Genomic DNA, 24,914 nt, shown 5'->3' on the forward strand with positions numbered 1-24,914 from the left:
AAAAATGCCCCGCTCATAGGAGCGGGGCATTTTTTGTGCATAAGCGCGGTATCAACCGGCCCGGCGCAACAGCCAGAACCCGGCCACGGCGCAGATAGCCGTCGGTACCAGCACCGCAAACAGCGGCGAGAAACCGAATACCAGGCTCGACGGCCCAAGCAGGTCCTGGGCGATGCGGAAGGTAAAGCCCACCAGCACGCCGGTAAACACCCGCTGGCCGAGTGTTACCGAACGCAGCGGACCGAAGATGAACGAAATAGCCATCAGCACCAGCGCGGCGGTGACCAACGGTTGCAACACCTTGACCCAAAATGCCAGCCAGTAACGGCCGTTGTTCAGGCCCTGATCCTTGAGGTAGTGGATATAACTCCACAAACCGGAGATCGGCAGGCTTTCCGGGATCATGACCACGGTATTGAGCAGTTCCGGCTTCAGGGCAATGTCCCACTGTTCAGACGGCACATTGATCACTTCGGTGTAGGCCTTGATGCCCTGCCCCACATTACGGAAATACGTCGTGGTGACGTCGTACAGCTCCCATTTGCCCTCGTCGTACTGCGCGCGCTTGGAGAAACTGGAGGTCAGCATATGCCGCTCTTTGTCGAACGTATAACGCGTCACGCCCACCAACAAACCGCCCGGCTGCACGGCGTTGATGTGGATAAACTCATCACCCTGGCGGTGCCACAGGCCATGCCTGGCGCTCTGCGCATCCCCCGAACCCTGGGCCAGGGCGCGATTGGCCTGGGCCGTGGCTTCGGTCGGTGGCGCTACGTACTCGCCGATCAACACACTGCACGCCATCAGCAACAGCATGGGTTTCATGACGGCCCAGACGATCCGGCCGATGGAAACGCCCGCCGCTCGCATGATGGTCAGCTCACTGCTGCTGGCCAGGCTACCCAGGCCGATCAGGCAGCCGATGAGAGCCGCCATCGGCATCATGTCGTAGAGACGACGCGGTGCAGTCAGCGCCACGTAGCTCAATACGTTGGTGACGGTATAGGTGTCGGTGACGCTGCCTACTTCATCAATAAAGGCAAACAGGCAAGCCAGGCCAAGGATGATGCCCAATACCGCCAGGATGGCGATCAGTACGCTGCTACCAATGTAGCGGTCGAGCTTAGCCACGAGCCAACTCCTTCAGGCCACGACGGCTCTTCATTTTCAAACGGATAGGTTCCCAATAGAGCAGCCCCAGGCCGATCACCAGGAAGATCCCATGCACCCACCACAGGCCCAGGGTTGGCGACAACTTGCCCTTCTCCAGGGAGCCACGGGCGGAAATCAGGATGGTCAGGTAGGCCATGTACAAAAGGATCGCCGGCAATAGCTTGAGGAAGCGGCCCTGGCGCGGGTTGACGCGCGACAGCGGCACGGCCATCAAGGTCACGATAAACACCAGCAACGGCAGCGAGATTCGCCATTGCAGCTCGGCCACGGAGCGCAACTCGGGATTGCCGATCAGCGATAGCGTCGGCAGTGCGTCACGGTCGGTGACCTCTTCACTGATGTCCGGTTTGGCCAGCATTACGCCATAAGTGTCGTATTTGACCGCCCGATATTCCGCCAGCCCAGGGCTGCCGTCGTAGCGATAGCCATTTTCGAGGATCAGGTAGCGGTTGCCGTCAGCACGTATTTCCTGGCGCCCGCTGTTGGCTACAAGAATCGAAATACCCCGGTCTTTCTGGTTCAGCCCGAGGTTTTTCTGCGAGATGAACACGCCGCCCAGGTTAGAGCGGTCGTCGGTCATGGTTTCCGTATAGGTCACCCGCGTGCCGTCGTTGAGCGCCTGGAAGCGGCCGGGCTCCAGGGTATCGAACTCGGTCATCGCATCCTGCTTGTTCAGCAGCAGTTGGAACTGCATGGCCCCCTGGGGCGCCAGGCTCATGCTCAACCAGGCCACCACCAGGGCAACGCCAGTGGCCGGCACCATGGTCATGGCCAGCAGGCGCTGCTGGCTCATGCCGGTGGCCGAAAGCACGGTCATTTCACTTTCAAGGTAAAGCCGGCCATAGGCCAACAGGATGCCGAGAAACAGGCCAAGCGGCAGGATCAGCTGCAAAAAACCCGGCAGGCGAAAGCCCATGATCAGGAACAACGAGCCTGGATCCAGGGCGCCCGAGGCCGCCTGGGCGAGGAATTTGACGAAACGACCACTCATGGTGATGACCAGCAATACCGCACTCACGGCACTCAGGGTCAACAGGACTTCGCGGGACAGATAACGGAAGACGATCAAACCAGACACTCCAGGGTTGTCAGGCTAAGGCGGCCAAACAAGCAAGCATACCGAGTCGGCCCGCATGCACGGGCCGGCTAAAAAGATTGCGCATTATCCTGTGATTATCCGCGCCTGTCACGGTGCTTGCTCATGCGCGTGCACAAAGCGTGCTGCAAGGGTTGTCAGGCTGCTCTGGCGAGGTTCAAACTGCGGCCTTTGTCGCGGGCGGTTTACAAAGCTGCCGAGCATCAAAGCCTGCGTACAGACGCCAGGCTCACAGACCTTAAATAAGGGACCCGAAAATGGAATTGGTTGTAAAAAGCGTTAGCCCCGAAACGTTGAAAACCGCCACCCTCGTGGTCGCCGTCGGCGAAGGGCGCAAGCTCGGCGTCGCCGCCAAGCAACTGGACGAACTGAGCGGCGGCGCCATCAGCGCGGTCCTCAAGCGTGGCGACCTGGCCGGCAAAGTCGGTCAAAGCCTGCTGCTGCAAAGCCTGCCCAACCTTAAAGCCGACCGCGTATTGCTGGTGGGCGTGGGCAAGGACGCCGAACTGGGCGACCGCCCGTTCCGCAAGATCATCAGCGGTATCCTCGCCACCCTTAAAAGCCTGGGCGGTACCGATGCGGCACTGGCCCTCGATGAAATCGTAGTAAAAGGTCGCGACAGCTACGGCAAGACCCGCCTGCTGGCCGAAAGCCTGGTGGACGGCGGTTACGTCTTCGACCAGTTCAAGAGCCAGAAGGCCGAGCCGCGCGCCATCAAGAAAATCACCCTGCTGACCATCAAGGCCGCCCAGGCTGAAGTCGAGCGCGCCGTCACCCACGCCACTGCCATCGCCAACGGCATGTCGTTTACCCGCGACCTGGGCAACCTGCCGCCGAACATCTGCCATCCCACCTACCTGGGCGAACAAGCCAAGGCGCTGGGCAAGGAGTTCAAGGGCCTGAAGGTTGAAGTGCTGGATGAGAAGAAGATCAAGGAACTGGGCATGGGCTCGTTCTATGCCGTGGGCCAAGGCAGCGACCAGCCGCCACGCCTGATCGTGATGCAATACAACGGCGGTAAGAAGTCCGAGAAGCCTTACGCGCTGGTCGGCAAAGGCATCACCTTCGACACCGGCGGCATCAGCCTCAAGCCGGGTGCCGGCATGGACGAAATGAAGTACGACATGGGCGGCGCCGCCAGCGTGTTCGGCACACTGCGTGCCGTGCTGGAACTCAAGCTGCCGATCAACCTGGTGTGCATCCTGGCTTGCGCCGAGAACATGCCGAGCGGTGGTGCTGCACGCCCGGGCGACATCGTCACGACCATGAGCGGCCAGACCGTCGAGATCCTCAACACCGACGCCGAAGGCCGTCTGGTGCTGTGCGACGCCCTCACCTACGCCGAACGCTTCAAGCCACAGGCCGTGATCGACATTGCCACCCTGACCGGTGCCTGCGTGGTCGCCCTGGGCGCTCACACCTCGGGTCTGCTGGGTAACAACGACGAGTTGATCGAGCAACTGCTCAGCGCCGGCAAGGCTGCCGACGACCGCGCCTGGCAACTGCCGCTGTTCGACGAGTACCAGGAACAACTGGACAGCCCGTTCGCCGACATCGCCAACATTGGCGGCCCTAAAGCCGGCACCATCACCGCTGCCTGCTTCCTGTCGCGCTTCGCCAAGAACTTCAACTGGGCGCACCTGGACATCGCCGGTACGGCCTGGACCAGCGGCGGCAAGGACAAGGGCGCCAGTGGCCGTCCGGTTCCTCTGTTGACCCAGTACCTGCTGGATCGCGCCAAAGCCTGAAACTGAAGATTCCGGGGTGGCCTGCATGGCGCCCCGGTCTCAGGAACCGCAATGACCCAAGTCGACTTCTATATATTGCCCAGCGCCGATCCCTCTGCGCGCCTGGACTTTGCCTGCAAACTCACCGAAAAAGCCTGGCGCATGGGCCACCGCATCTACCTGCATTGCAGCGATGCCGCTCAGCGTGAAGACCTCGACGCCCGCCTGTGGCGCTTCAAGGGCGAAAGCTTCGTGCCCCACGGCCCTGCCGAGTCCGAACCCGAAGGCCTGATTGTGCTGGGTTTGGGCGACAGCTGCGGCGATCATCATGACTTGCTGGTTAACCTGGACCTGAAAGTACCGGCCTTTGCCAAAGCTTTTGCCCGCGTGGCGGAAGTGGTGGTCGAAGACCCGGCAATTCGTCAGGCCGCGCGGGAGAGTTTCCGTTTCTACCGCGAACAGGGCTATCCTCTGCAAGATCACCGGCTACAACGACTCTGAGCACACGATGGACACTCCAAACCCGATAAAAAAAGACGACCACTTGCTGGACGACCTGGAGTCGATCCGTCAATTGCTCGGTGATGATGAATTGCAACCGCCGCTGCTGACCGAATCGGTCGAGGGTGAGGTACAGATTCCGCTGTTGTTCGACATGGTCGGTGGCAAGCCTGCCGCACCTGAACCTGTCACACCGGCCCCCGCTGCCGAACCGGCACCTGTCGCAGAAAAAGCCCCCGACGCTTTGTTGCTGCACCTGGACAACGAACTGCGTGCCGCTGCGCAATTGATCATGCAGGATGTGATCGACGACTTTGCCCCGCATATCGAAGCCGAGATCAAACGGCGGATGGATGCGCGGATGGAGCGGCTATTAAGCCAATACCAGTCCTGAGCCTTACTTAGATCCCTGTGGGAGCTGGCTTGCCTGCTCCCACACTTGCTCAACATACATCTCTAGCCCGTCTTCGCCTCGCCCTGCGCCTTATCCCCCGTTATACTTGTCGGCTTTCCTGAATTAATGCCAACTAGGGTCCCGCCGCGCATGGATAAGACCTACCAGCCGCACGCCATTGAAACTTCCTGGTACAACACCTGGGAGTCCGAGAATTATTTCGCCCCACAAGGTGCCGGCGAGTCCTACACCATCATGATTCCGCCACCGAACGTCACTGGCAGCCTGCACATGGGCCATGGCTTCAACAATGCGATCATGGATGCGTTGATCCGTTTCCGCCGCATGCAGGGCCGTAATACCCTGTGGCAACCGGGCACCGACCACGCCGGTATCGCCACACAGATGCTGGTGGAACGCCAGCTCGAAGCCACCGGCCAAAACCGTCACGACCTGGGTCGCGAAAAATTCCTGGAGAAGATCTGGGAATGGAAGGATCAATCCGGCGGCAATATCAGCCGTCAGATCCGTCGCCTGGGTTCGTCTGTGGACTGGAGCCGCGAGCGCTTCACCATGGACGATGGCCTGTCGGAATCGGTGAAAGAAGCCTTCGTGCGCCTGCACGAAGACGGCCTGATCTACCGCGGCAAGCGCCTAGTCAACTGGGACACCAAGTTGCACACGGCAATTTCCGACCTCGAAGTGGAAAACCACGACGAGAAAGGTTTCCTGTGGAACCTCAAGTACCCGCTGGCCGATGGCGCCAAGACCGCTGACGGCAACGACTACCTGATCGTCGCCACCACGCGTCCGGAAACCATGCTCGGCGACGCCGCCGTGGCGGTTAACCCGAACGATGAACGCTACCAGGCGCTAATCGGCAAGTTTGTCGAGCTGCCATTGGTTGGCCGTCGTATCCCGATCATCGCGGACGACTACTGCGACCCTGAATTCGGCACCGGCTGCGTGAAAATCACTCCGGCCCACGATTTCAACGACTATGAAGTCGGCAAGCGCCACAACCTGCCGTTGCTGAACATCTTCGACAAGAACGCCGCCGTACTGCCGGCCTGCCAGGTGTTCAACCTGGACGGCACGCTGAACGAGAGCATCGACGGCAAGATCCCGGCGGAATACGCCGGCCTCGACCGCTTTGAAGCACGCAAGCAGATCGTGGCGGCCTTTGACGCTGCCGGTCTGCTGGTGAGCGTTGACGACCACGGCCTGAAAGTGCCGAAGGGCGACCGTTCCGGCACCATCATCGAGCCATGGCTGACCGACCAGTGGTACGTCTCCACCAAACCGTTGGCCGAGCCTGCGATTGCTGCCGTGGAAGACGGCCGCATCCAGTTCGTGCCTAAACAGTATGAAAACATGTACTTCTCATGGATGCGTGACATCCAGGATTGGTGCATCAGCCGTCAACTGTGGTGGGGCCACCGCATCCCGGCCTGGTACGACGAGTCGGGCAAGGTGTATGTAGGCCGCGACGAAGCCGAAGTGCGTGCCAAGCACAACCTCGGCGCGGACATCGCCCTGCAGCAGGACAACGACGTACTGGACACCTGGTTCAGCTCGGGCCTGTGGACCTTCTCGACCCTGGGCTGGCCACAGCAGACTGAGTTCCTGAAAAAATTCCACTCCACCGACGTGCTGGTTACCGGCTTCGACATCATTTTCTTCTGGGTTGCCCGGATGATCATGCTCACCATGCACTTGGTGAAGAACGAAGACGGTACGCCGCAGGTGCCGTTCAAGACCGTGTACGTGCATGGCCTGGTGCGGGATGGCCAGGGCCAGAAGATGTCCAAGTCCAAGGGCAACGTCCTCGACCCGCTGGACATCATCGACGGCATCGACCTGGAAACTCTGGTGCAGAAACGCACCTCGGGCCTGATGCAGCCGAAACTGGCGAAGAAGATCGAGAAGCAGACCCGCGACGAGTTCGCCGATGGCATTGCCAGCTACGGCACCGATGCCCTGCGTTTCACCTTCTGCTCGCTGGCGTCCACCGGCCGCGACATCAAGTTCGACATGGGCCGCGTCGAAGGCTATCGCAACTTCTGCAACAAGATCTGGAACGCCGCTCGTTACGTGCTGGATAAAGGCGAAGACTGCGGCCAGAACGGCGAAGCAGTCGAACTGAGCCTGGCCGATCGCTGGATCATCTCGCAGCTGCAACGCACCGAAGCCGAAGTGACCCGCCAGCTCGACCAGTTCCGCTTCGACCTGGCCGCCCAGGCTTTGTACGAGTTCATCTGGAACCAGTATTGCGACTGGTACCTGGAACTGTCCAAGCCCGTGCTGTGGGACGAAAACTCGCCGATCGAGCGCCAGCGCGGCACCCGTCGCACCCTGGTGCGCGTACTCGAAGTGGCACTGCGCCTGGCGCACCCGTTCATGCCGTTCATCACCGAAGAGATCTGGCAGCGCATCGCGCCGCTGGCCGGTATCGAAGGCAAGACCATCATGCTGCAACCTTGGCCGGTGGCCAATGAAGCGCGCATTGATGAGGCCGCCGAAAGCGATATCGAATGGCTCAAGACCCTGATGATGGGCACGCGTAACATCCGTGCCGAGATGAACATCGGGCCGGGCAAGCCGTTGGCGGTGTTTGTGAAGAACGCCAGCAGCGAAGATCAGCGTCGCCTCACTGAGAACGACGCACTGCTCAAGAAGCTGGCGAAGCTGGAGTCAATCACTGTTTTGGCGGCTGGCGAAGATGCGCCTTTGTCGGCGACTGCATTGGTCGGCGACATGGAAGTGCTGGTGCCGATGGCCGGCCTGATCGACAAGGGCGCGGAACTGGCCCGTCTCGACAAGGAAATCGCACGCCTGCAAGGCGAAGTGCAGCGAGTGGGCGGCAAGCTGTCCAACGCGGCGTTCGTCGACAAGGCGCCGGCCGAAGTGATCGAGAAAGAACGCGCCAAGTTGGCCGAAGCGGAACAGGCTTTGGGCAAGCTGGCCGAGCAACATGCGCGGATCTCCAGTCTGTAAGCTGTAAGCCGGAAACCGTGTAAAAAAAGAGACCTTCGGGTCTCTTTTTTTTGGGCGCTTTTTGATCAATATGGCAACTATCAACTTGCCACGAGCGAGCGGCAGCTGGAGGGGTGTAGACTTATTTCGATACAGGCGGAACAATTACCTGGCCTGTACCCGGATCGCCCGGCTTCCCATTCTGTTGGACCTCCCTGGAAACCCATGTCCCCGAGGTAAAAATAAACTCGACATTTGAGTTCGCTGGAAGAATCAGCGGAGAAGCAAGGTTCGTGTTCTGGACGTTAATCTCAGTCGCCCTTGAACTACTTCTATTTTGGATCTGGAGTCTTTTACCCTCTCTAAGTGAAGACGCATTTTTCCCAATGGTGAGCGAATCTTCAAAGTCTTTATCATCGACCCTAAACACAGATGAGCCTGCTGGCTCTACAACAATGGTCCCGGGGGGTTGACCAACCTGCTTATTATCCATAGGGGACTCCCTGTCCGCCCACGCATTCATCGCCAGCAACATCGCCCCAACTAACATTACAGAAAAGTACTTATTCATAGTGTTATCACCTTAAGTAGATTGAGGCCAACCTGTGTATTTCAATAAAAAACTAACACACTGAAAAACCAGCAATCTACTGTCAGAAATAACAGGTCAGCTAATCATTAAAGAATAACCCATCAGGTTATAATTCCGATTACACGCGCATTCTAGTTTCTCCCCCAAAGCTAGATATTCCTGTTTTCAGTCAAGAATGTGTGACAATGCCCACCACTTTGAGCCAACACCAGAATCAACATGACCGCCCCCAGCACACCCAAACCACCGCGCAAGAAGCCTAAAACCGCAGCCCCGGCCAAGCCCGTCGCGCCGCGCAAAGAGGCTACCTTGCACCCGCGCAACCGCCACACAGGCCGTTACGACTTCCCGGCGCTGATCAAGACCACGCCGGAACTGGCGAAATTCGTGATCCTCAACCCGTATGGCAAAGAGAGTATCGACTTCGCCAGCCCGGACGCGGTGCGGGTGTTCAACCGGGCACTGCTCAAATCGTTCTACGGCATCCAGCATTGGGATATTCCACAGGATTACCTGTGCCCGCCGGTGCCAGGGCGTGCCGACTACGTGCACTTCCTCGCCGACCTGCTGGCCAACGTCAACGACGGCAAGATTCCGCGCGGCTCTATCGTCAAGGTGCTGGACATCGGCATGGGCGCCAATTGCGTCTACCCGCTGATCGGCTATATGGAATACCGCTGGAATTTCCTCGGCTCCGAGGTCGACCCTATCGCCGTGGCCGCCGCCAAGGCTATCGTGCAGTCCAATGACCTGAGCAAGGTCATCCAGTTGCGCCAGCAACCCAACCCCAAGCAGATCCTGCTGGGCTTGCTGGAGCCGGGTGAGCGCTTTGACCTGACCATGTGCAACCCGCCCTTCCACGCGTCCATGGACGAAGCCACCAAGGGCAGCGAGCGTAAATGGCGCGCCCTGGGCAAGGCAGACCCTAAGCGCAAGTTGCCGGTCTTGAACTTCGGCGGCCAGTCGGCGGAATTGTGGTGTGAAGGCGGCGAAGCACGCTTTGTGACGCAACTGATCGCCGAGAGCGCGCATTTTGCTCACAAGGTGCTGTGGTTCAGCACACTGGTGTCAAAAGCGTCGAACTTGCCCGCGATCGAGACTGCCTTGAAAAAAGCCGGCGTGCTGGAAAGCCAGGTGGTGGAGATGTCCCAGGGCCAGAAGCAAAGCCGTTTTGTGGCATGGACCTTCCAAACCAAGAATGAGCAGCAGATCTGGCGCCAGCGCTGGGTTCGCGACTGAATAATTGTGGTGAGGGAGCTTGCTCCAGCTGGACCGGGCTGGTGCTCTAGTGCGAAGCGCTTCCAGGATTTTGGGGCCGCTGCGCAGCCCAGCGGGAGCAAGCTCCCTCGCCACAGAAGCCAGCTACCACAGTAAATAGCAGGCAACAAAAAACCGTGCCCGGATCGCTCCGAGGCACGGTTTTTTTTGCTGCGTCTTACTTGTTAACAGCGTCGGTCAGGGCTTTGGCCACAACCAGCTTGATAACTTTCTTGGCAGCGATTTCGATGGCAGCGCCAGTCGAAGGGTTACGGCCAGTACGGGCTGGACGCTCGGTCACTTTCAGTTTGCCAACGCCTGGCAGAGTGATTTCGCCGCCGTTTTCCAGCTGATCAGCAACAACTTGGCTCAGTTGGTCCAGCAGAGCACGCACGGTAGTTTTCGGTGCGTCTACTGCTTCAGCCAGGTCAGCGATCAGTTGGTCTTTAGTAATAGCCATTGTGGTGTTCCTTCCCTATCAAATTCATATGGATTGCAGAGTGCAGTGTCAGCCGTCGAGCCCGACCGTCATGGCCTGGCACCCCCGGCCATAACCACGGAGATCGGGGTTATAGATGCTTGAAACGGGGATTGGTTCGACCTGACAGATGCTGAATGCACGCTTAACGCCGAGACTTGGCGTAAGACGGGGCAAAACTAGCACAGAGACGGGGAAATATCCGCCTCAACATACCCATTTGGTCAGCTTTATCGCTCTAAACCGTGAAAAAAAGGCATATGGACCGTCGGAGGCCACCCAAAACCGCCTTGCAGGCGCGTCTTGGCCAATGGGTGCGGTACACTGGGCGACTTTTTGGGGAGGCCCACCGCTCCCCTTCAACCAGCCGAGAAGCCTATGCCGATCCGTCATTGCATTGTTCACCTGATCGACAAAAAACCCGACGGCACACCTGCAGTTCTGCATGCCCGCGATTCGGAGCTGTCCGAATCAGCCGCCATCGAGAACATGCTGGCCGACCTCAACGAGAGCTACAACGCCAAACAAGGCAAGGCATGGGGTTTCTTCCATGCCGAGTCCGGCGCGCACCCGTTCAGCGGCTGGTTGAAGGAGTATTTCGACGGTGGCCAGGATTTCACCACCTTCAGCCGCACGGCGGTCGAGCACCTGCAAAAGCTGATGGAGGAGTCCAACCTCTCCACCGGTGGCCACGTGCTGTTTGCCCACTATCAACAAGGCATGACCGATTACCTGGCCATCGCCCTGCTGCACCATAGCGAAGGCGTGGCGGTGACCGATGAGCTGGACGTGACCCCGTCGCGCCACCTGGACCTGGGCCAACTGCACCTGGCGGCGCGTATCAACGTCTCCGAGTGGCAGAACAACAAGCAGTCCAAGCAATACATCTCGTTTATCAAAGGCAAGAACGGCAAGAAGGTCTCGGAATACTTCCGCGACTTTATCGGCTGCCAGGAAGGCGTCGACGGCCCGGGCGAGACCCGCACCTTGCTCAAGGCGTTCAGCGACTTTGTTGAAAGCGAAGACCTGCCGGACGAATCCGCCCGCGAAAAAACCAAAACCCTGGTGGACTACGCCAGCAGCCAGGCCAAGCTCGGCGAGCCGATGGGCCTTGAAGAGCTGTCGGGCCTGATCGATGAAGATCGGCCAAAAGCGTTCTACGACCACATCCGCAACAAGGACTACGGCCTGTCGCCGGAAATTCCGGCCGACAAACGCACGCTCAACCAGTTCCGCCGCTTTACCGGCCGCGCCGAAGGCTTGTCCATCAGCTTTGAGGCGCACCTGCTGGGCGACAAGATCGAATACGACGAAGCGGCCGGCACCCTGATCATCAAGGGCCTGCCAACCCAACTGACCGACCAGCTCAAGCGCCGTAACTGATGCTGGGCGGGGTGTTCAAGAAAGTCCTGTTGGTATTGCTGGTGGTGGTGGTGATTCAACACTGGGGCAAGATCGAGCGGCTGTTCAACCCCTCGCAGGTGGTTTCGGAGCAGGTACGCGCCTCGGCGCGCGTGGTGCTCTACTCCACCGAGTGGTGCGGCTACTGCAAGCAGATCCGGCGCTTTCTGGACCAGAAAGGTGTGCCGTACCAGGCGTTCGATATCGAGAAGGATGCCCAGGCGCGCAAGGTGTATGAGGCGCTGGGCGGCGGCGGGATTCCGTTTGTGGAGGTGAATGGCACGCTCATTCGCGACTACAACCCGGATGCGATCATGGCTGCTTTGAAATAACCCCACCGTAGCGGCATCCCGCTTGTGTGGGGGCTGGTTTGTAGGAGAGCTGGCTTTTGTGGGAGCTGGCTTGCCTGCGATAGCATCAGCGCGCAGTAACTGACAGACCGAGTTGCCTGCATCGCAGGCAAGCCAGCTCCCACAAAAAGCCAGCTCCCACATAAGCGAGCTCCCACATTCAATTCTGCTGCGCCTTTAGAAGTTGGCTTCCAGCGACACCATCGCCGTACGCTCCTCACCGACGTTGTAATACGCCGTACTCGGCGCCAGGCCGTTTACCGGCGCCGAGTTGAACGACACGGTGCGTGCCGAGCTCAGGTATTCCTTGTCGAAGACGTTAAGCATCGACAGCCGCAAGGTCGCAGACTTGATCACCTTTTTGTCCACCGGCAAATAGATACCGGCATTCAGGTCCACCACCGTGCGCCCGGAGATTTTTTCGTCGTTGGTCAAATCGCCGTAGAAACTGCCGACGTATTTGCCCGCAACGTTGCCGTAGAAACGCGAGTCGTCGTAGCCAAACACCAGGTTGAACATGTTTTCCGGCACGTTGGCCAGTTGCTTGCCGGCGGTAGGCAATAACACGTTCTTGCTGAGCAGATTGTCTTTCTGTTCAGACTGGGTGTAGGTGTAGGACGCGTAGTAGTTGAAGTGATGCGGCAACAGCCCGCTCCACTCCAGCTCCAGGCCTTTGTTGTCGACCTTACCGACGTTGATCACCGCGTAGTCGCCGTTGAGGTCGGTGGTCGACAACTGGCGGTCTTTGAAGCTGATGTAGAACAGCGTCGCGCTCAGCGCCACATCGTCTTCGGTGAAGCGCCAGCCCAGTTCCTGGTTCCAACTTAATTCAGGCTTTAGGCTTACGGAGTCGCCCTTGTTGTAGAGCACGTAGTTCGGCGGAGTGCGCATGTTGCGGGTGACGTTGTAGAACGCCTGGTTGCTCTCGTCGACCTGGTACTTGGCGCTGAAGCTCGGCAGAAACTGGTGGTAACGGGTGTTACGTTTTTCCGGTTTGTCGTAGAGGCTGCCCAGGTTGTTGCCGTCACGCTCGACGTACTGGTAGGCCACACCGCCGACAAAACTCAGGTCTGGCGTGGCTTGCCAGCTGTCCTGCACCCAGAGCTTTTGCGACGGTGTGATGGTGTAGTAATGACGGCCTTGAACCGTCGCGCCGTTCTTGTCGACCACCTGGCCACCACCGTTGTAGTCGCCCCACACATCATCGGGTGCGCCTTCGCCGTTGATGCCGATAAACGGCTGGGTCTGGCGCTGGCGTGCGCGTTCATACCAGTAGCCGTAGTCCAGGCTGTGTTCTTCGTTGATGTCCCACTTCATTTTGGCGGTGACGCCCGGGCGCCAGGTTTCGGTCCACGAAGGGCGGTAGTAGTTGAGCGATTTGAGGTTGCTCAGGTCGTAGTTGCCGGCCTTGTCGGATTTCGGCCCCAGGTTCGACGCGGTCTGGCCGCTGAAGCTGCCGCCGTTGGCCCAGTAGTAATACGGCGTGACCGTCAGCGCCAGGTTGTCCTGCAGCTGCCAGCGCTGAGTGAGCGTGGCGTTAACGCTTTCGAACGGGTTGCGGTTGAGCTTGTAGGACGACGACAGCAAACCCGACTTGTACACCGGGGTTTCCGAGTAATCCTTGCGCCGCCCGTCGGTGTCGAACTGCGACTTGCTCAAGGAGTTGTAGTTGTAGTTTTCCTGGTTGTTGTACTTGATCGTGGCCAGCGTGGAGTTGCCGCTGCCGTCTTCAAACAGGCTGCTCCACTCTACCTTGTCGCTGCGCAGCGTGCCTTTGCCGCGCCACTTGTCGCCTTCCAGGTGCGAGGCCGAGACCCAGGTCTTGAGGCCGCCGAAATCGCCGGTATTGACCCGCACGAAGGTCTTGCGCAAGTCGTTGGCGCCGACGATCTGCTTGGCAAACACCCCAGCTTCTTTAGTCGGCCGAATAGTGATCATGCCGATGTTGCCGCCGCTGGAACCGATGTGCGGGCCGTCAGCTTCAGAAGAGCCTTGGGTGGCAAACACTTCCGCGAGGTTTTCCGGGTCGCCCAATTGGTTGGAGTAGACGCTGTAGTTGCCCGAATCGTTGATCGGCACACCGTCGACGGAAACCCCGATCTGGTCGGAGTTCATGCCGCGCATGGTGAAGTTGGTGCCGCTGGTGCCACTGGCGTCATCACTGGAAACGTTGATGCCCGGTGTGTATTTGAGCTTGTCGATGGCGTTGGCGGTCGACGACATCTGGTCCATGGCTTCCTTGGTCACCGTCGAGCGCGCCTTGGCACTTTCTTCGCGGATCATGTGGCCGTTGCCCAGGGTCTGTTTGCCGGCGATGTCCACCGAGCCGACGTCCTGCGTGGTGTCTGCCAAAACCAATGGCGCAAAGCTTCCTAGGCCCGATGCAAAAAGCAGGGCAGAGAGTGTGTTGATCTTCACAAGTAGATCCCTTACGTGCATCTATCTGTTGTTATGGAGGGCGGTACCGGCTGTCAGAACCGGGTGAACGGCGACGCCAGTCTTCCTGACCACCTGCTCAGGAATCCGAGGATGATCCTTGGCGCGTGTAACGGTTTGGTGACAGGTTTTGGCAATTAGGATGAAGGTTAAGTGAAGGATCTACAGGCAGCGTGATACCTGGCGTGTAACTGCCGGCAGGAAATGATCGCGAGGAAAATAGTTGTAAAAGAAGCTGGCCTGCAAACCGTTCGTGTCTAGCGCAACACAATCATGCGGCCTAAAACCGTGTGCTGTTCAAACCCCAGCACCGCCTGCAGGGCATTCAAAACCGCCACTGGGTCGTTGCTCGGGAAACTGCCACTGACACGCTTGGCGCCCATCTCGTCGTTCAGCAACAGAATGCGCCCCGGATAATAACGGCTCAGGTCCTTGACCACATCGGCCAACGGCGCCTTGTAGTAATTGAGCCAACCGTCACGCCAAGCCAGGCGTGATTCGCTGTCGACCGCGTGCATCGCTTCGGCCACACCGTCGGCGTAAGCCACCTGTTGGCCTGCCGTCAGCACCTGCTGCTGGCCTTGCCTGGACGGTGTCACGCCAACCCGGCCGGACAACACCGTCACCTGCGCGCCGGCCGGTTGCAGGCGCACTTCGAACTGTGTGCCCAACACCCGCGCTTCGCCACTGCCGGCCTCGACCACAAAGGACTGGCCGGTGTGGGTCACGCTGAAAAATCCGGCACCGCGACGCAGCTGGATATGCCGCTCACCGTGGCTGAAATCCACGGCAATGGCGCTGTCGGCATCCAGGGTCACTTGGGACTGGTCGGCCAGGGTCACGGTCTTGACCTCACCCGGCGCGGTCACGTAATCGGCGCCGAAGTCATCCACCCAGCGCGACGGCTGCCACCCGGCGCCCATCGACACCATCACCAGCAGGCAAGCGGCCATGGCCAAGGCGCCGGACCAGCGCAGGGTGCGCGAACGTTTCGAGGTGTTCATCGCATTGAGGTAGCCCTGCAGGGCCAGGGCGTCTTCGTCCGCCAGTGTGCGCGCCGGTACTTCGCTCAGCTCCCACAGCACCTGGGCCTGGGAATAGGCCTCGACGTGGGCAGGATCGGCCCGCAACCAGCGACTGAAAGTGGCCTGGTCGCCACTGCTGGGCTGGTCGTGCAACAGGCTCAGCCAGTCGAGTGCGGCCTGTTCCTGGGCGGGCGTGGGGGTTACGTTCACGGTGCTTTCCCTGGCGTGCGTGGGGGCAATGGTTCGCGAAGGCTGGCCTTGCAGGCTTCGAGGGCACGCATCATATGTTTTTCCACGGCGCTTTGGGACAACCCCATGGCCTTGGCGATTTCTGCGTACTTGCGGCCATGGATGCGGTTAAGCAGGAAAATCTGCCGGGTGCGCTCCGGCAGACTGCGCAAGGCAGCTTCGACATGGCGCAGGTCATTGCCCGCTTCGAGCGCTGCCTGTGGTTCGCAGCCCTGGTTGCCCTGTTGTTCCGGCAACCAGCCTTCGTTGCTGCGCACGCGGGCGCCTTCGCTGCGCAAATGGTCGATGGCAATGTTGCCGGCACAGCGCAGCAGGTAAGTGCTGAGCTCTTCGACCTGCACCAACGGGCGGCGCCAGAAGCGCAGGAATAAATCCTGTACCAAATCAGCCGCCGTGGCACGGCAGCCCACACGGCGGCTGACCAGGGCTTCCATTTGCGAACGCTGGGACAAAAACACCTGCAAAAAATGCGCACGCCCACCTGCCGCATCGGTGTGCGGGCGGTCTTGGGATTCGGGTGGCGTGCTGATCATCATCACAGGCTCAGAATAAGGCGAAGGCCGCAACAGGGCTGGCCAGCAGGCCCACGCCCGCCAGGGTCAAGGCCAGCCTTGGCCGATACGGCAACAGCAATACCAGCAGCAGCGCGCTGAGCATCAACACCGCGCACCACTCCACCAACCCTTGGGCCCAACCTGAAGCGGCGACGGCGGGCCAGATCGACACGGCCAGCAACAACCAACCGGCCATGCGCAGGCTTGAGCGCCGCGCGGGCGATGGCTTGCTGTGCAGTAACTCGCCGTGATGGCGGTCGGTGGCCAGGCACAACGCGGTAAACCCGGCGTAGCACATCAACAGGGCGAGCAGCATTCAGTGCGCCTCCTGCTTGAGCGCCATTGCCCGCACGCGTTCGGCCTTGGGTTGCGTGCGGTGCTGCATCTTCCACGCCGCCCAGGTGAGGAACAGGCCACTGGCCAGGCAGGTCAGGTCGAAGCCGGCCATGGCCCAGTCACCCTTGGCCAATGACGTACCCAAGTGCTGCGAGGTGGTCAGTGCGTTGAGCAGAGGGATCGCCACAAACAGCAGCGCAGCGAAGCTCAGTTGCTCAACCCAAGCCTGACGACCACGGCGCAATACGGCGTGCAGCAGGCTCAGGCCCCAGGCGATAAAGAAGGTTTGTATTTCCCAGTCGGAACGCTCGGCGAAGCTGACCGGCAACAGGCGGTTGGCCCAGAAAAACGCCGCGATGGCGATCATCAAGCCAGACATGCTGGCGATGTTGAGCACTTCCACCAGCCGCAGTTCAAACGGCATAACCCCGGTTTTAGCGTGCTTGAGCTGGCGCTTGCCCAGCCAGATCACCAGGCCGGTGCCGATCATCGCCGTACCCGCCAGGCCGCAGATAAAGTACAGCCAGCGCAGCACCGGGCCAGCGAAATGGCCCATGTGCAGGCCATAGAAACTGCCGCCAATCGCCGCCGGCAGCGATTGCTCGCCACTGACCCGCAGCAACTCGCCGGTGCTGCCGTTGAATGACACGCTACTGCCAAAATCATGCACCACACGGTCGGAGCCGGCACGCACCACATTGACCGACGCGTTCACATCGCCAGGGTTGTTGACCACCAAACGGCCCACATGCCCACCGGCCCATTGCGTGCGCGCCTGCTCGTACATGGGCCATAACGGCAGCAACTTGCCCGGTTGGCCGAGCGCCGGCGCATTGTTGGTATTGGGGAACACTTCGTTAAAGAACGCGCGGCTGTCGTTGCCATACGAGGCGATGATCGGCGCGGGCATCACCATGTTCATGAAGATCACCAGGCTGCTGTAGGTGATCATCAAGTGAAACGGCAGCACCAGCACGCCCACTGCGTTATGCCCGTCGAGCCACGAACGCTGGCCCTTGCGCGGGCGGAAGGTGAAGAAGTCCTTGAAGATTTTCTTGTGAGTGATGATCCCGGTGATCAGCGCGACGAACATCACCATCGCGGCGATGGTCGACAGCCAGCGGCCCCATGGGTAAGGCATTTGCAGCTGGAAGTGGAAGCGGTAGAAGAAATCGCCGCCCATGCTTTCGCGGGCCTGGACCGGTTGAGCGCTGACAGGATCAAGGACTTTCTGGATGAAGTTGCCGCGTTTGCCGGGGTCGACTTGATCTTGCCACATCACCGACAGGCCAGGGTCACGGCTGTTGGGCAGGGTAATAAACCAGCGCGCGGCGTTGGGCGCCTGTTGCTGCAGATAGGTTTGCGCAGCGGCAAGGCTGCGCGCTTCGTCCAAGGGATACGCCTGCACTTCGGGCTGCATCCAATGGGTAATTTCATCCTTGAAATACGCCAGGGTGCCGGTCAGAAAAATCGCAAACAGCAGCCAGCCGAAGATCAGGCCGGCCCAGGTGTGCAACCAGGCCATCGCCTGGCGAAAACCCTCTTTCATGTGCGTGCCATCCAAAAACCCACGCCCGCCAGGGTGGCAAACAATGCGCTGGGCAGCATCACGCCAAACCAGGCGCGCGATGCTGTACGGCAGGCGAAGCACCAGATAACGGCCAGCAGATAGAACACAAACGAACTCATCATCCCGGTGATCACCGCATCGGCGCGCGAGGTGGGCATCCACAGCGCCATACACACGGCGGCCAGGGACGCCATCAGATAGCCGCCGACCACGGCAGCCAGCGCGCGCGAAGTGACGGCGAGGCGGTAGGTGACGGGCAGTGAGGGTTTGCTTTTCATGCGGGAGACGCCAGATTCATCAGCCCGCAATATTAATGATAAATATTCTCATAAGCAAAAGAGAACGGATGAATCACCTGCCCGCATGGATTGCCGAATACGTATCACGCCCCTTACAATGCGAACAATTCTTGTTCTCTAAAGTACATTGATACTTTCGGAGTGAACGCGTTGCAGCCGTCCAACACCGTCGAAGTCCTGTACCACGACCATCACCTCTGGCTCACCGGCTGGTTGCGACGCAAGCTCGGCTGCCCGCAAAGCGCGGCGGACCTGGCGCAAGACACCTTTATCCGCGTGCTCACCGCCCGCGAAACGCCCACGCTGATCGAGCCACGCGCCTTCCTCACCACCATAGCCAAGCGTGTGCTGTTCAACTTCTACCGCCGCCAGGACCTGGAACGCGCTTACCTCGACGCCCTCGCGCAGATGCCCGAACACGTAGCGCCCTCAGAAGAAGACCGCGCCATCATCCTGCAAACGCTGGTGGAACTGGATCAACTGCTCGACGGCCTGCCCGTGCAGGTCAAGCGCGCCTTCCTGCTGGCCCAGCTCGACGGCCTGACCTATGCACAAATCGGCGCCGAACTGGGCATCTCCATCGCCACGGTCAAGCGTCACCTGAATAAAGCAGCGATGCGCTGCTACTTCGCCCTATGAACTTTTCCACGCAAGTGGCCGAACAGGCCGTGCACTGGCTGATGGAAATGCAGCAAGGCGCGCTTAACCCGCGCCAGCAAGCGGCGTGGCAGCACTGGCTGAATGCCCACAGTGAACATCAGCGCGCGTGGGACCACATCCAACGCGTCAACCAGCGCCTGCGCGGCATGCCCTCGCCTCTGGCTCATGCAGCGCTGAACGCGCCGCAATCGAGCAGCCGACGCCAAGCGCTGAAGCTGTTGCTGATTCTCGGTGCGGGTTCGGCCGCTGCCTGGGGCCTGCGCCAGCAGCATATTTTGCCGCCCTTGACCGCCGACTACCGTAGCCCCGTCGGCCAACGGCGCAAGGTGCAATTGGCCGATGGCAGCCAGTTGCAGCTCAATACCGGCAGTGCAGTGGATGTGCATTTTGATCGGCAGCAGCGCCTGATCCGCGTGCTTGAAGGCGAGATATTGCTGACGGCACGCGCAGGCGATACGCCGCTGCGCGTACTCACCGGCCAGGGTTTGCTCAGCAGCCAGGCGGCCCGGCTGAACGTGCGCCAGTTCAACGACCATACCCAACTGGCGGTGTTTGACGGCCATGTCGAAGTGATGCCCAACAGCTACAGCGGCTTGCCGCTGACGGTCGAGGCCGCGCGCCAAGTCAATTTCACCCGCAAAGGCTGGGACACACCGCGCCAGACCGATGCCAATAGCGGCGCCTGGGCCGACGGCATGCTGGTGGCGGCGCATATGCGCCTGGAAGATTTCCTCGCTGAGCTTGGCCGTTATCGCCGGGGCCAGCTCAACTGCGACCCGCAAGTGGCCAACCTGCTGTTGTCCGGCAGTTATCCATTGGACGACAGCGAACGCATTCTCGACCTGCTGGAAGTCAGCCTGCCGGTCAAAGTGCGGCGTTTTACCCGCTACTGGGTGACCGTTCAGGCCCGCGCCTGAAAAATTATTTTCAATAACAGTGAGCCGTTTTCCACACCTCGCGTGACAGAGAAGGAAAGCCACCTTGATCCTTCCTTCTCAGGACCGCACGTCATGCCCCAGCAGCCGACCCTTCTCGCCCGCACCATGCGCCAACTGTTACTCGGCGCCAGCCTCAGTTTCACCGTACTGCCTCAGGTAATGGCGGCCGAGGCCAAGCCGTATCACATCGCACCGGCATCGCTGGAAGCCGCGCTGAATCAATTTGGTCGCGAAGCTGGCGTGCTGATTTCGTTCGGTTCGCAAGTCACGGCCGGCATGCAAAGCCGCGGTTTGTCGGGCAATTACAGCGCCGACGAAGGCCTGCAAAAACTGCTCGAAGGCACCGGCCTGCAAGCCCGCGCCGAGGGCGACAAGGCCTATAGCCTGCAACCGGCCAGTGCGCCTGCGACCGTGGAGCTGCAAACCTCCAGCGTGGTCGGCGACTGGCTGGGTGACGCAGCGCAAACCAATGTGTTCGAGCACCCCGGCGCCCGTGACGTGATCCGCCGCGAAGAATTCGAACGCCAAGGCGCCACCCAGGCCCGCGATGTGCTCAACCGCATCCCCGGCGTCAACGCCCCGGAAAACAACGGCACCGGCAGCCATGACATGGCGCTGAACTTTGGTATTCGTGGCCTCAACCCACGCCTGGCCTCGCGCTCCACCGTGCTGATGGATGGCATTCCGGTGCCGTTCGCGCCCTATGGCCAGCCGCAGTTGTCTTTCGCGCCGATCAGCATGGGCAACATGGATGCAGTAGACGTGGTTCGCGGTGGCGGTGCCGTGCGCTACGGCCCGCAGAACGTGGGCGGCATCGTCAACTTCGTGACCCGCGCAATCCCCGATGCGCCAACCGTCAAAGGCGGCTTGCAGACCGAGACCAGCCCGTCCTCCAGCCATGACGGTTTCAAGACCACCGGCAACCTGCTGGCTGGCGGCACTGCCGACAACGGCCTGGGTGGCGCAATCCTGTACTCCGGCACCCGTGGCGGCGACTGGCGCGAAAACAGCAATACGCGCATCGACGACCTGATCCTCAAGGGCAAATACCAGTTGGATGACGCCAACAGCTTCAACGCCATGGCGCAGTACTACGAGGGCCAGGCCGATATGCCCGGCGGCTTGAACGTAAAGGACTACAAGGCGGACCCGTACCAGTCCACCCGCCCCTATGACAAATTCTGGGGCCGCCGCACGATGTTCAACGCCGGTTACCGTTACCAAGAAGACCGCCGCGAATTCACCGCCAACACCTTCTTCACCACCACCTTGCGTAATGGCTACCTGGACCAGGGCAGCTTCCTGTCGCTGTCCCCCCGCGAATACTGGGTGCGCGGCCTGGAAACACGCTTCGCCCAAGGCTTCGATCTCGGCCCTACCAGCCATGAAGTGGGCGTTGGTTACCGCTATATCAGCGAAGCCGGCCATGAGATGCGCTACCGCACGCCGATCAGCGCCAACCAGCAACTGCCCAATACCAACAGCCGCAACGACCGCGACACGCGTGGCGCCACCGAAGCCAATGCGTTCTTCATCGATGACCGCATTGATATCGGCAAGTGGACCATCACCCCGGGCGTGTGCTACGAGATGATCGAGTCCCAGCAGACCAACAACCTGAGCAACGTCAAATACAAGGGCGACTACAACACCGCGCTGCCGGCGTTGAACGTGCTCTACCACCTCACCGAAGACTGGAATCTCTACGCCAACACCGAAGGTTCGTTCGGCAGCGTGCAGTACAGCCAGATGCCTAACCGCGTGAGCAGCGGCGAGGTGAAACCGGAAAAAGCCCGCACCTGGGAACTCGGCACGCGCTACGACAACGGCAGCCTGCGTGCGGAAATCGGCGCGTTCCTGATCAACTTCGACAACCAGTACGACAGCAACCAGACCAACGATACGGTGATCGCCCGTGGCGAAACGCGCCACCAGGGCATCGAGTCGAGCATCAACTACGCCCTCGACGGCTTGAGCCCGGCGCTCGCGGGCTTTGACGTGTACGCCACCTACGCCTATGTGGACGCAACTATCCGCGAAGACGGCCCGAACAAAGGCAACCGCGTGCCCTTCTCGTCCAAGCACAAAGGCACGCTGGGCGTGGGTTACACCGAAGGCCGCTGGAAACTCAATGTGGACAGCAGCTACCAGAGCAGCCAGTTCGCCGACAACGCCAACACCCAGGCCGAAACCGCCGATGGCGCCAACGGGCGTATCCCCGGTTACATGCTGTTCAGCAGCCGCGCGGCGTATGACTTCGGCCCGCAACTGCAAGACTTGAATGTGGCGGTCGGTGTGAAAAACATCTTCAACAAGCAGTACTTCACGCGCTCGTTCGACGACAACAACAAGGGCAAATATGTGGGCGAGCCGCGCACGGTGTACGTGCAAACCTCCATCGCGTTCTAACTGCCTGCCAGGCAACTCGGCGTGCCGGCCACCAAGGCGTCGATGGCGCAGCGCGTCTTGGCCGGCATGTGTGCGGCCGTCGGCCAGATCACGTGGATCGGCGCCGGCTGGTCGCGGTGGCTCGGCAGTACCGCTTCCAGCTGCCCGCGCAGCACGTAGTGTGCAATCAACCAACTCGGCAACCAGGCCAGGCCCACGCCCGCAATCGCGGCATCGGCCACAGCCTGGAGGTCGTCGAGCATCAACAGCGAAGGCACACCGGGGCGCTGCGAGGTATTGCAACGGTAGGCAATGCCTCGGTGTGCGGCTAGGTCATCGATAGATTCGATAGGCCCGACACGCTGCAAATAGGCCGGCGAAGCAGCCAGGCCAACCGATTGTTCGCCCAAGCGACGCGCACTCAGGCGGTCGGTGTCCGGCAACGGACCAATCCGCACGGCCACGTCGAAGCCTTCCTGTGCGAGATCGATCAACCGGTCAGAGAACGAAATCTCGAGCTCCAACGCCGGGTAACGGTCCATCAAGCCCCACAACGCCGGCGCCGCATAATGATGGCCGAAAGCCAAAGGCAAGCTCGCCCTTAAACGCCCGCGCGGCTGTTGCCGGCCGCTCTCCAGCACCGATTCGGCAGCCTCCAGCTCTGCCAATGCACGCACACAATGTTCGTAATACGCCTGCCCATCCTCGGTCAGCCGCTGGCGACGGGTAGAACGCTGCAACAGGCGGGTGCCCAAGCGGGCTTCCAGGCGCGCCAGCCCTTTGCCCACGGCGGAGCGCGTGAGGTTCAGCCGTTCGGCGGCCTCGGTCAGGTTGCCGCTCTCGACGATTTGCAAAAACAGTTCAACGCCATCAAAACGCGGAGTGGCCATGAGCTTATTGTCGCCTCTTTATCCCTTATTAAAGGAAAACTTATCACGAATAAAGAATTCAGTTCCCGCGAGAATAGCGCTCTCACCTAAACGAAAGGACTATCCCATGCCACCCGCCGCCGCCGTATCGGCCGTCAGTGCCCCGCGCACTGCCAGAGATGGCCTAGCGCTCACCGCCGTGTGCCTTGTGGCACTGATGTTCGGCCTGGAGATCTCCAGCGTGCCGGTCATTCTGCCAACCCTGGAACAGCAACTGGGCAGCGGTTTCCAGGATGCGCAATGGATCATGAACGCCTACACCCTGGCCTGCACCAGCGTTTTGATGGCGGCGGGTACGTTGGCCGACCGCTTTGGACGGCGGCGCATGCTGGTGCTGTGTTTGTGGCTGTTTGGATTGGCTTCACTGGCCTGCGGGCTGGCCAATGATGCCGCCACCTTGATCGCGGCGCGCTTCGTTCAGGGCGTGGGCGCCGGGGCGATGATGATCTGTCAGTTTGCGATTCTGTCGCACCAGTTTCGTGAACCCGCTGCTCGGGCACGCGCCTTTGCGATATGGGGCGTAATCGCGGGCGTGGGCCTGGGCTTCGGGCCGATGGTCGGCGCGTTGATTCTGGCGGTCGCGGACTGGCGCTGGGTGTTCCTGGTGCATGTGCCGCTCACACTGCTGACCTTGGTGCTGCTGCGCATCAGCGTGCAGGAATCCCGCGACCCGGCGGGCCATCGGCTGGATATCGCCGGCATGCTGACCTTGACGCTGACGGTGTTCGCCTTGGTGTACTTCATTACTCAGGGCAGCGAAAACGGCTTCGGCACCCCGGCGATGCTTGGCTGGGCCGCTTTGTCGCTGGTCGGGCTGCTGCTGTTCATCTTTGTTGAGCGGCGCAGCGCCCACCCGATGTTCGATTTTTCAGTGTTCCGCCTCCAGCGCTTCAATGGCGCGCTGATGGGTTCGATTGGCATGAACTTCAGTTTCTGGCCCTTCATGATCTACCTGCCGCTCTACTTCCAGGCGGGCCTGGGTTACGACACGCTGACCACCGGCGCGGCCTTGCTGGCCTATACGCTGCCGACCTTGCTGGTGCCGCCGCTGGCGGAACGCCTGGCCCTGCGCTACGGCGCCGAACGTATTATCCCGCTGGGCCTGGGTTTAATGGGTGCAGGGTTTATCAGCATGGCGGCGGTCAATGCCGCGCAGCAGCCGAGTATCGTATGGGTACTGTTCAGTTGTGTGTTAGCGGGCGTGGGACTGGCGCTGACCAACTCACCGACCACCAACACCACCACCGGCGCCGTGTCGGCTGACCGCGCGGGCATGGCTTCGGGTATCGACCTCAGCGCGCGGTTGATCACCCTGGCGCTCAATATCGCGCTGATGGGGTTGGTGCTACTGCTCGGCATAGGCCATCACCTCTCCAGTCTGCTGCCTGCCACTACGGCGCTGGATTGGCCCGCCATCAGCCAGAGTATTGCGGCCGGCAAGCTGGACGCGCTGGTGCTGGCGCCTGCAGATGCCCAGGCCGCACTGCGCCACGGCGCCGGCTGGGCCATGCTGTTTGCGGGCGTGGGTGCGTGTGGGCTGGCGAGCTTGAGCCGGTACTTCTTCCAGCAGCGGCGCTGAACGAAA

The 24,914-nt window shown here is 60.4% G+C and carries 22 protein-coding genes; 11 read left to right on the plus strand and 11 right to left on the minus strand.

Features of this window, described 5'->3' with window-relative positions; translation table 11 throughout:
- Nucleotides 1-51: 51 nt before the first annotated feature.
- The gene (gene lptG, locus P5706_RS27130) at nucleotides 52-1,131 is read right to left on the minus strand and encodes an LPS export ABC transporter permease LptG (RefSeq protein WP_200434373.1); all 1,080 of its coding nucleotides are present in this window, start codon (nucleotides 1,129-1,131) and stop codon (nucleotides 52-54) included.
- Nucleotides 1,124-2,242 carry an LPS export ABC transporter permease LptF gene (gene lptF, locus P5706_RS27135; protein ID WP_200434374.1) on the minus strand — a complete coding sequence of 373 codons (1,119 nt, stop codon included), beginning with the start codon at nucleotides 2,240-2,242 and terminating at the stop codon, nucleotides 1,124-1,126. The genes lptG and lptF overlap by 8 nt, the downstream gene beginning before the upstream one ends.
- Before the next feature lie 284 nt (nucleotides 2,243-2,526).
- Between lptF and P5706_RS27140 the strand changes: the two genes are divergently transcribed.
- The 4 genes from P5706_RS27140 (at nucleotide 2,527) to P5706_RS27155 (ending at nucleotide 7,888) form a co-directional block, all read left to right on the plus strand.
- Nucleotides 2,527-4,017 (plus strand): leucyl aminopeptidase, encoded by a 1,491-nt coding sequence (locus P5706_RS27140; RefSeq protein ID WP_285683182.1) that lies wholly within the window; start codon nucleotides 2,527-2,529, stop codon nucleotides 4,015-4,017.
- A 51-nt stretch (nucleotides 4,018-4,068) separates the two neighbouring features.
- Nucleotides 4,069-4,497 carry a DNA polymerase III subunit chi gene (locus P5706_RS27145; protein WP_138816703.1) on the plus strand — a complete coding sequence of 143 codons (429 nt, stop codon included), beginning with the start codon at nucleotides 4,069-4,071 and terminating at the stop codon, nucleotides 4,495-4,497.
- Nucleotides 4,498-4,504: 7 nt separating this feature from the next.
- Complete coding sequence (locus tag P5706_RS27150) at nucleotides 4,505-4,891, plus strand: DNA polymerase III subunit chi (protein ID WP_285683185.1); 387 nt, start codon at nucleotides 4,505-4,507, stop codon at nucleotides 4,889-4,891.
- A gap of 150 nt (nucleotides 4,892-5,041) precedes the next feature.
- Entirely contained in the window at nucleotides 5,042-7,888 is a 2,847-nt protein-coding gene (locus P5706_RS27155) for a valine--tRNA ligase (protein WP_285683187.1), read from the plus strand.
- 121 nt (nucleotides 7,889-8,009) lie between these two features.
- Here P5706_RS27155 and P5706_RS27160 read toward each other — a convergent pair whose 3' ends face one another.
- Nucleotides 8,010-8,438, minus strand: coding sequence for a hypothetical protein (locus P5706_RS27160; RefSeq protein WP_285683189.1), 429 nt, complete (start codon nucleotides 8,436-8,438; stop codon nucleotides 8,010-8,012).
- A gap of 240 nt (nucleotides 8,439-8,678) precedes the next feature.
- On the opposite strand from P5706_RS27160, the gene rlmF reads away from it, so the two are divergent.
- Nucleotides 8,679-9,698 carry a 23S rRNA (adenine(1618)-N(6))-methyltransferase RlmF gene (gene rlmF, locus P5706_RS27165; protein ID WP_285683192.1) on the plus strand — a complete coding sequence of 340 codons (1,020 nt, stop codon included), beginning with the start codon at nucleotides 8,679-8,681 and terminating at the stop codon, nucleotides 9,696-9,698.
- Between the two features lie 196 nt (nucleotides 9,699-9,894).
- Here the strand turns inward: rlmF and P5706_RS27170 are convergent, their stop codons facing one another.
- Complete coding sequence (locus P5706_RS27170; RefSeq protein ID WP_200430921.1) at nucleotides 9,895-10,176, minus strand: HU family DNA-binding protein; 282 nt, start codon at nucleotides 10,174-10,176, stop codon at nucleotides 9,895-9,897.
- Between the two features lie 396 nt (nucleotides 10,177-10,572).
- Here P5706_RS27170 and yejK point away from each other — a divergent pair, with 396 nt between their 5' ends.
- Nucleotides 10,573-11,577: a nucleoid-associated protein YejK gene (gene yejK, locus P5706_RS27175; protein ID WP_003171997.1), complete on the plus strand. Its 1,005-nt coding sequence runs from the start codon at nucleotides 10,573-10,575 to the stop codon at nucleotides 11,575-11,577.
- Nucleotides 11,577-11,927 (plus strand): glutaredoxin family protein, encoded by a 351-nt coding sequence (locus P5706_RS27180; RefSeq protein ID WP_200430920.1) that lies wholly within the window; start codon nucleotides 11,577-11,579, stop codon nucleotides 11,925-11,927. Before yejK ends, P5706_RS27180 begins: the two co-directional genes overlap by 1 nt.
- A gap of 195 nt (nucleotides 11,928-12,122) precedes the next feature.
- Here P5706_RS27180 and P5706_RS27185 read toward each other — a convergent pair whose 3' ends face one another.
- The 6 genes from P5706_RS27185 to P5706_RS27210 form a co-directional block, all read right to left on the minus strand.
- Nucleotides 12,123-14,363: a TonB-dependent receptor gene (locus P5706_RS27185; RefSeq protein WP_285683197.1), complete on the minus strand. Its 2,241-nt coding sequence runs from the start codon at nucleotides 14,361-14,363 to the stop codon at nucleotides 12,123-12,125.
- Between the two features lie 275 nt (nucleotides 14,364-14,638).
- Entirely contained in the window at nucleotides 14,639-15,616 is a 978-nt protein-coding gene (locus P5706_RS27190) for a FecR family protein (protein WP_200430916.1), read from the minus strand.
- Nucleotides 15,613-16,191, minus strand: a complete 579-nt coding sequence (locus tag P5706_RS27195; protein WP_169986970.1) for an RNA polymerase sigma factor — start codon at nucleotides 16,189-16,191, stop codon at nucleotides 15,613-15,615. Before P5706_RS27195 ends, P5706_RS27190 begins: the two co-directional genes overlap by 4 nt.
- A 7-nt stretch (nucleotides 16,192-16,198) precedes the next feature.
- Nucleotides 16,199-16,525, minus strand: coding sequence for a DUF3325 domain-containing protein (locus tag P5706_RS27200; protein WP_169986968.1), 327 nt, complete (start codon nucleotides 16,523-16,525; stop codon nucleotides 16,199-16,201).
- A complete protein-coding gene (locus P5706_RS27205; RefSeq protein ID WP_285683202.1) occupies nucleotides 16,526-18,094 on the minus strand; it encodes a PepSY-associated TM helix domain-containing protein in 1,569 nt (522 codons plus the stop codon).
- The gene (locus P5706_RS27210; RefSeq protein WP_200430913.1) at nucleotides 18,091-18,393 is read right to left on the minus strand and encodes a DUF3649 domain-containing protein; all 303 of its coding nucleotides are present in this window, start codon (nucleotides 18,391-18,393) and stop codon (nucleotides 18,091-18,093) included. The genes P5706_RS27205 and P5706_RS27210 overlap by 4 nt, the downstream gene beginning before the upstream one ends.
- 171 nt (nucleotides 18,394-18,564) lie before the next feature.
- Between P5706_RS27210 and P5706_RS27215 the strand changes: the two genes are divergently transcribed.
- From P5706_RS27215 to fecA, 3 genes are all read left to right on the plus strand, one after another.
- Nucleotides 18,565-19,053, plus strand: coding sequence for a sigma-70 family RNA polymerase sigma factor (locus P5706_RS27215; RefSeq protein ID WP_200430934.1), 489 nt, complete (start codon nucleotides 18,565-18,567; stop codon nucleotides 19,051-19,053).
- Nucleotides 19,050-19,991 (plus strand): FecR domain-containing protein, encoded by a 942-nt coding sequence (locus P5706_RS27220; protein ID WP_200430912.1) that lies wholly within the window; start codon nucleotides 19,050-19,052, stop codon nucleotides 19,989-19,991. Before P5706_RS27215 ends, P5706_RS27220 begins: the two co-directional genes overlap by 4 nt.
- 93 nt (nucleotides 19,992-20,084) lie before the next feature.
- Nucleotides 20,085-22,421, plus strand: a complete 2,337-nt coding sequence (gene fecA, locus P5706_RS27225; protein WP_285683205.1) for a TonB-dependent Fe(3+) dicitrate receptor FecA — start codon at nucleotides 20,085-20,087, stop codon at nucleotides 22,419-22,421.
- Here fecA and P5706_RS27230 read toward each other — a convergent pair.
- Nucleotides 22,418-23,290, minus strand: a complete 873-nt coding sequence (locus P5706_RS27230; protein WP_200430910.1) for a LysR family transcriptional regulator — start codon at nucleotides 23,288-23,290, stop codon at nucleotides 22,418-22,420. The two genes, fecA and P5706_RS27230, sit on opposite strands and share 4 nt — an antisense overlap.
- A gap of 106 nt (nucleotides 23,291-23,396) precedes the next feature.
- On the opposite strand from P5706_RS27230, the gene P5706_RS27235 reads away from it, so the two are divergent.
- On the plus strand, nucleotides 23,397-24,908 hold the full coding sequence (locus P5706_RS27235; protein WP_285683207.1) for an MFS transporter: 1,512 nt from the start codon (nucleotides 23,397-23,399) through the stop codon (nucleotides 24,906-24,908).
- Nucleotides 24,909-24,914: the final 6 nt, after the last annotated feature.

Origin of the sequence: Pseudomonas sp. ChxA (genome assembly GCF_030263855.1) — a bacterium.
Taxonomy (GTDB): Bacteria; Pseudomonadota; Gammaproteobacteria; order Pseudomonadales; family Pseudomonadaceae; genus Aquipseudomonas; species Aquipseudomonas fluorescens_CB.

What these genes read in the sequence shown, in the direction of transcription:
- P5706_RS27140 (WP_285683182.1), top strand. Translation starts at nt 2,527, where the DNA reads ATGGAATTGGTTGTAAAAAGCGTTAGCCCCGAAACGTTGAAAACCGCC.
- P5706_RS27145 (WP_138816703.1), top strand. Translation starts at nt 4,069, where the DNA reads ATGACCCAAGTCGACTTCTATATATTGCCCAGCGCCGATCCCTCTGCG.
- P5706_RS27150 (WP_285683185.1), top strand. Translation starts at nt 4,505, where the DNA reads ATGGACACTCCAAACCCGATAAAAAAAGACGACCACTTGCTGGACGAC.
- P5706_RS27155 (WP_285683187.1), top strand. Translation starts at nt 5,042, where the DNA reads ATGGATAAGACCTACCAGCCGCACGCCATTGAAACTTCCTGGTACAAC.
- P5706_RS27160 (WP_285683189.1), bottom strand. Translation starts at nt 8,438, where the DNA reads ATGAATAAGTACTTTTCTGTAATGTTAGTTGGGGCGATGTTGCTGGCG.
- rlmF (WP_285683192.1), top strand. Translation starts at nt 8,679, where the DNA reads ATGACCGCCCCCAGCACACCCAAACCACCGCGCAAGAAGCCTAAAACC.
- P5706_RS27170 (WP_200430921.1), bottom strand. Translation starts at nt 10,176, where the DNA reads ATGGCTATTACTAAAGACCAACTGATCGCTGACCTGGCTGAAGCAGTA.
- yejK (WP_003171997.1), top strand. Translation starts at nt 10,573, where the DNA reads ATGCCGATCCGTCATTGCATTGTTCACCTGATCGACAAAAAACCCGAC.
- P5706_RS27180 (WP_200430920.1), top strand. Translation starts at nt 11,577, where the DNA reads ATGCTGGGCGGGGTGTTCAAGAAAGTCCTGTTGGTATTGCTGGTGGTG.
- P5706_RS27195 (WP_169986970.1), bottom strand. Translation starts at nt 16,191, where the DNA reads ATGATGATCAGCACGCCACCCGAATCCCAAGACCGCCCGCACACCGAT.
- P5706_RS27200 (WP_169986968.1), bottom strand. Translation starts at nt 16,525, where the DNA reads ATGCTGCTCGCCCTGTTGATGTGCTACGCCGGGTTTACCGCGTTGTGC.
- P5706_RS27205 (WP_285683202.1), bottom strand. Translation starts at nt 18,094, where the DNA reads ATGAAAGAGGGTTTTCGCCAGGCGATGGCCTGGTTGCACACCTGGGCC.
- P5706_RS27210 (WP_200430913.1), bottom strand. Translation starts at nt 18,393, where the DNA reads ATGAAAAGCAAACCCTCACTGCCCGTCACCTACCGCCTCGCCGTCACT.
- P5706_RS27220 (WP_200430912.1), top strand. Translation starts at nt 19,050, where the DNA reads ATGAACTTTTCCACGCAAGTGGCCGAACAGGCCGTGCACTGGCTGATG.
- fecA (WP_285683205.1), top strand. Translation starts at nt 20,085, where the DNA reads ATGCCCCAGCAGCCGACCCTTCTCGCCCGCACCATGCGCCAACTGTTA.
- P5706_RS27230 (WP_200430910.1), bottom strand. Translation starts at nt 23,290, where the DNA reads ATGGCCACTCCGCGTTTTGATGGCGTTGAACTGTTTTTGCAAATCGTC.
- P5706_RS27235 (WP_285683207.1), top strand. Translation starts at nt 23,397, where the DNA reads ATGCCACCCGCCGCCGCCGTATCGGCCGTCAGTGCCCCGCGCACTGCC.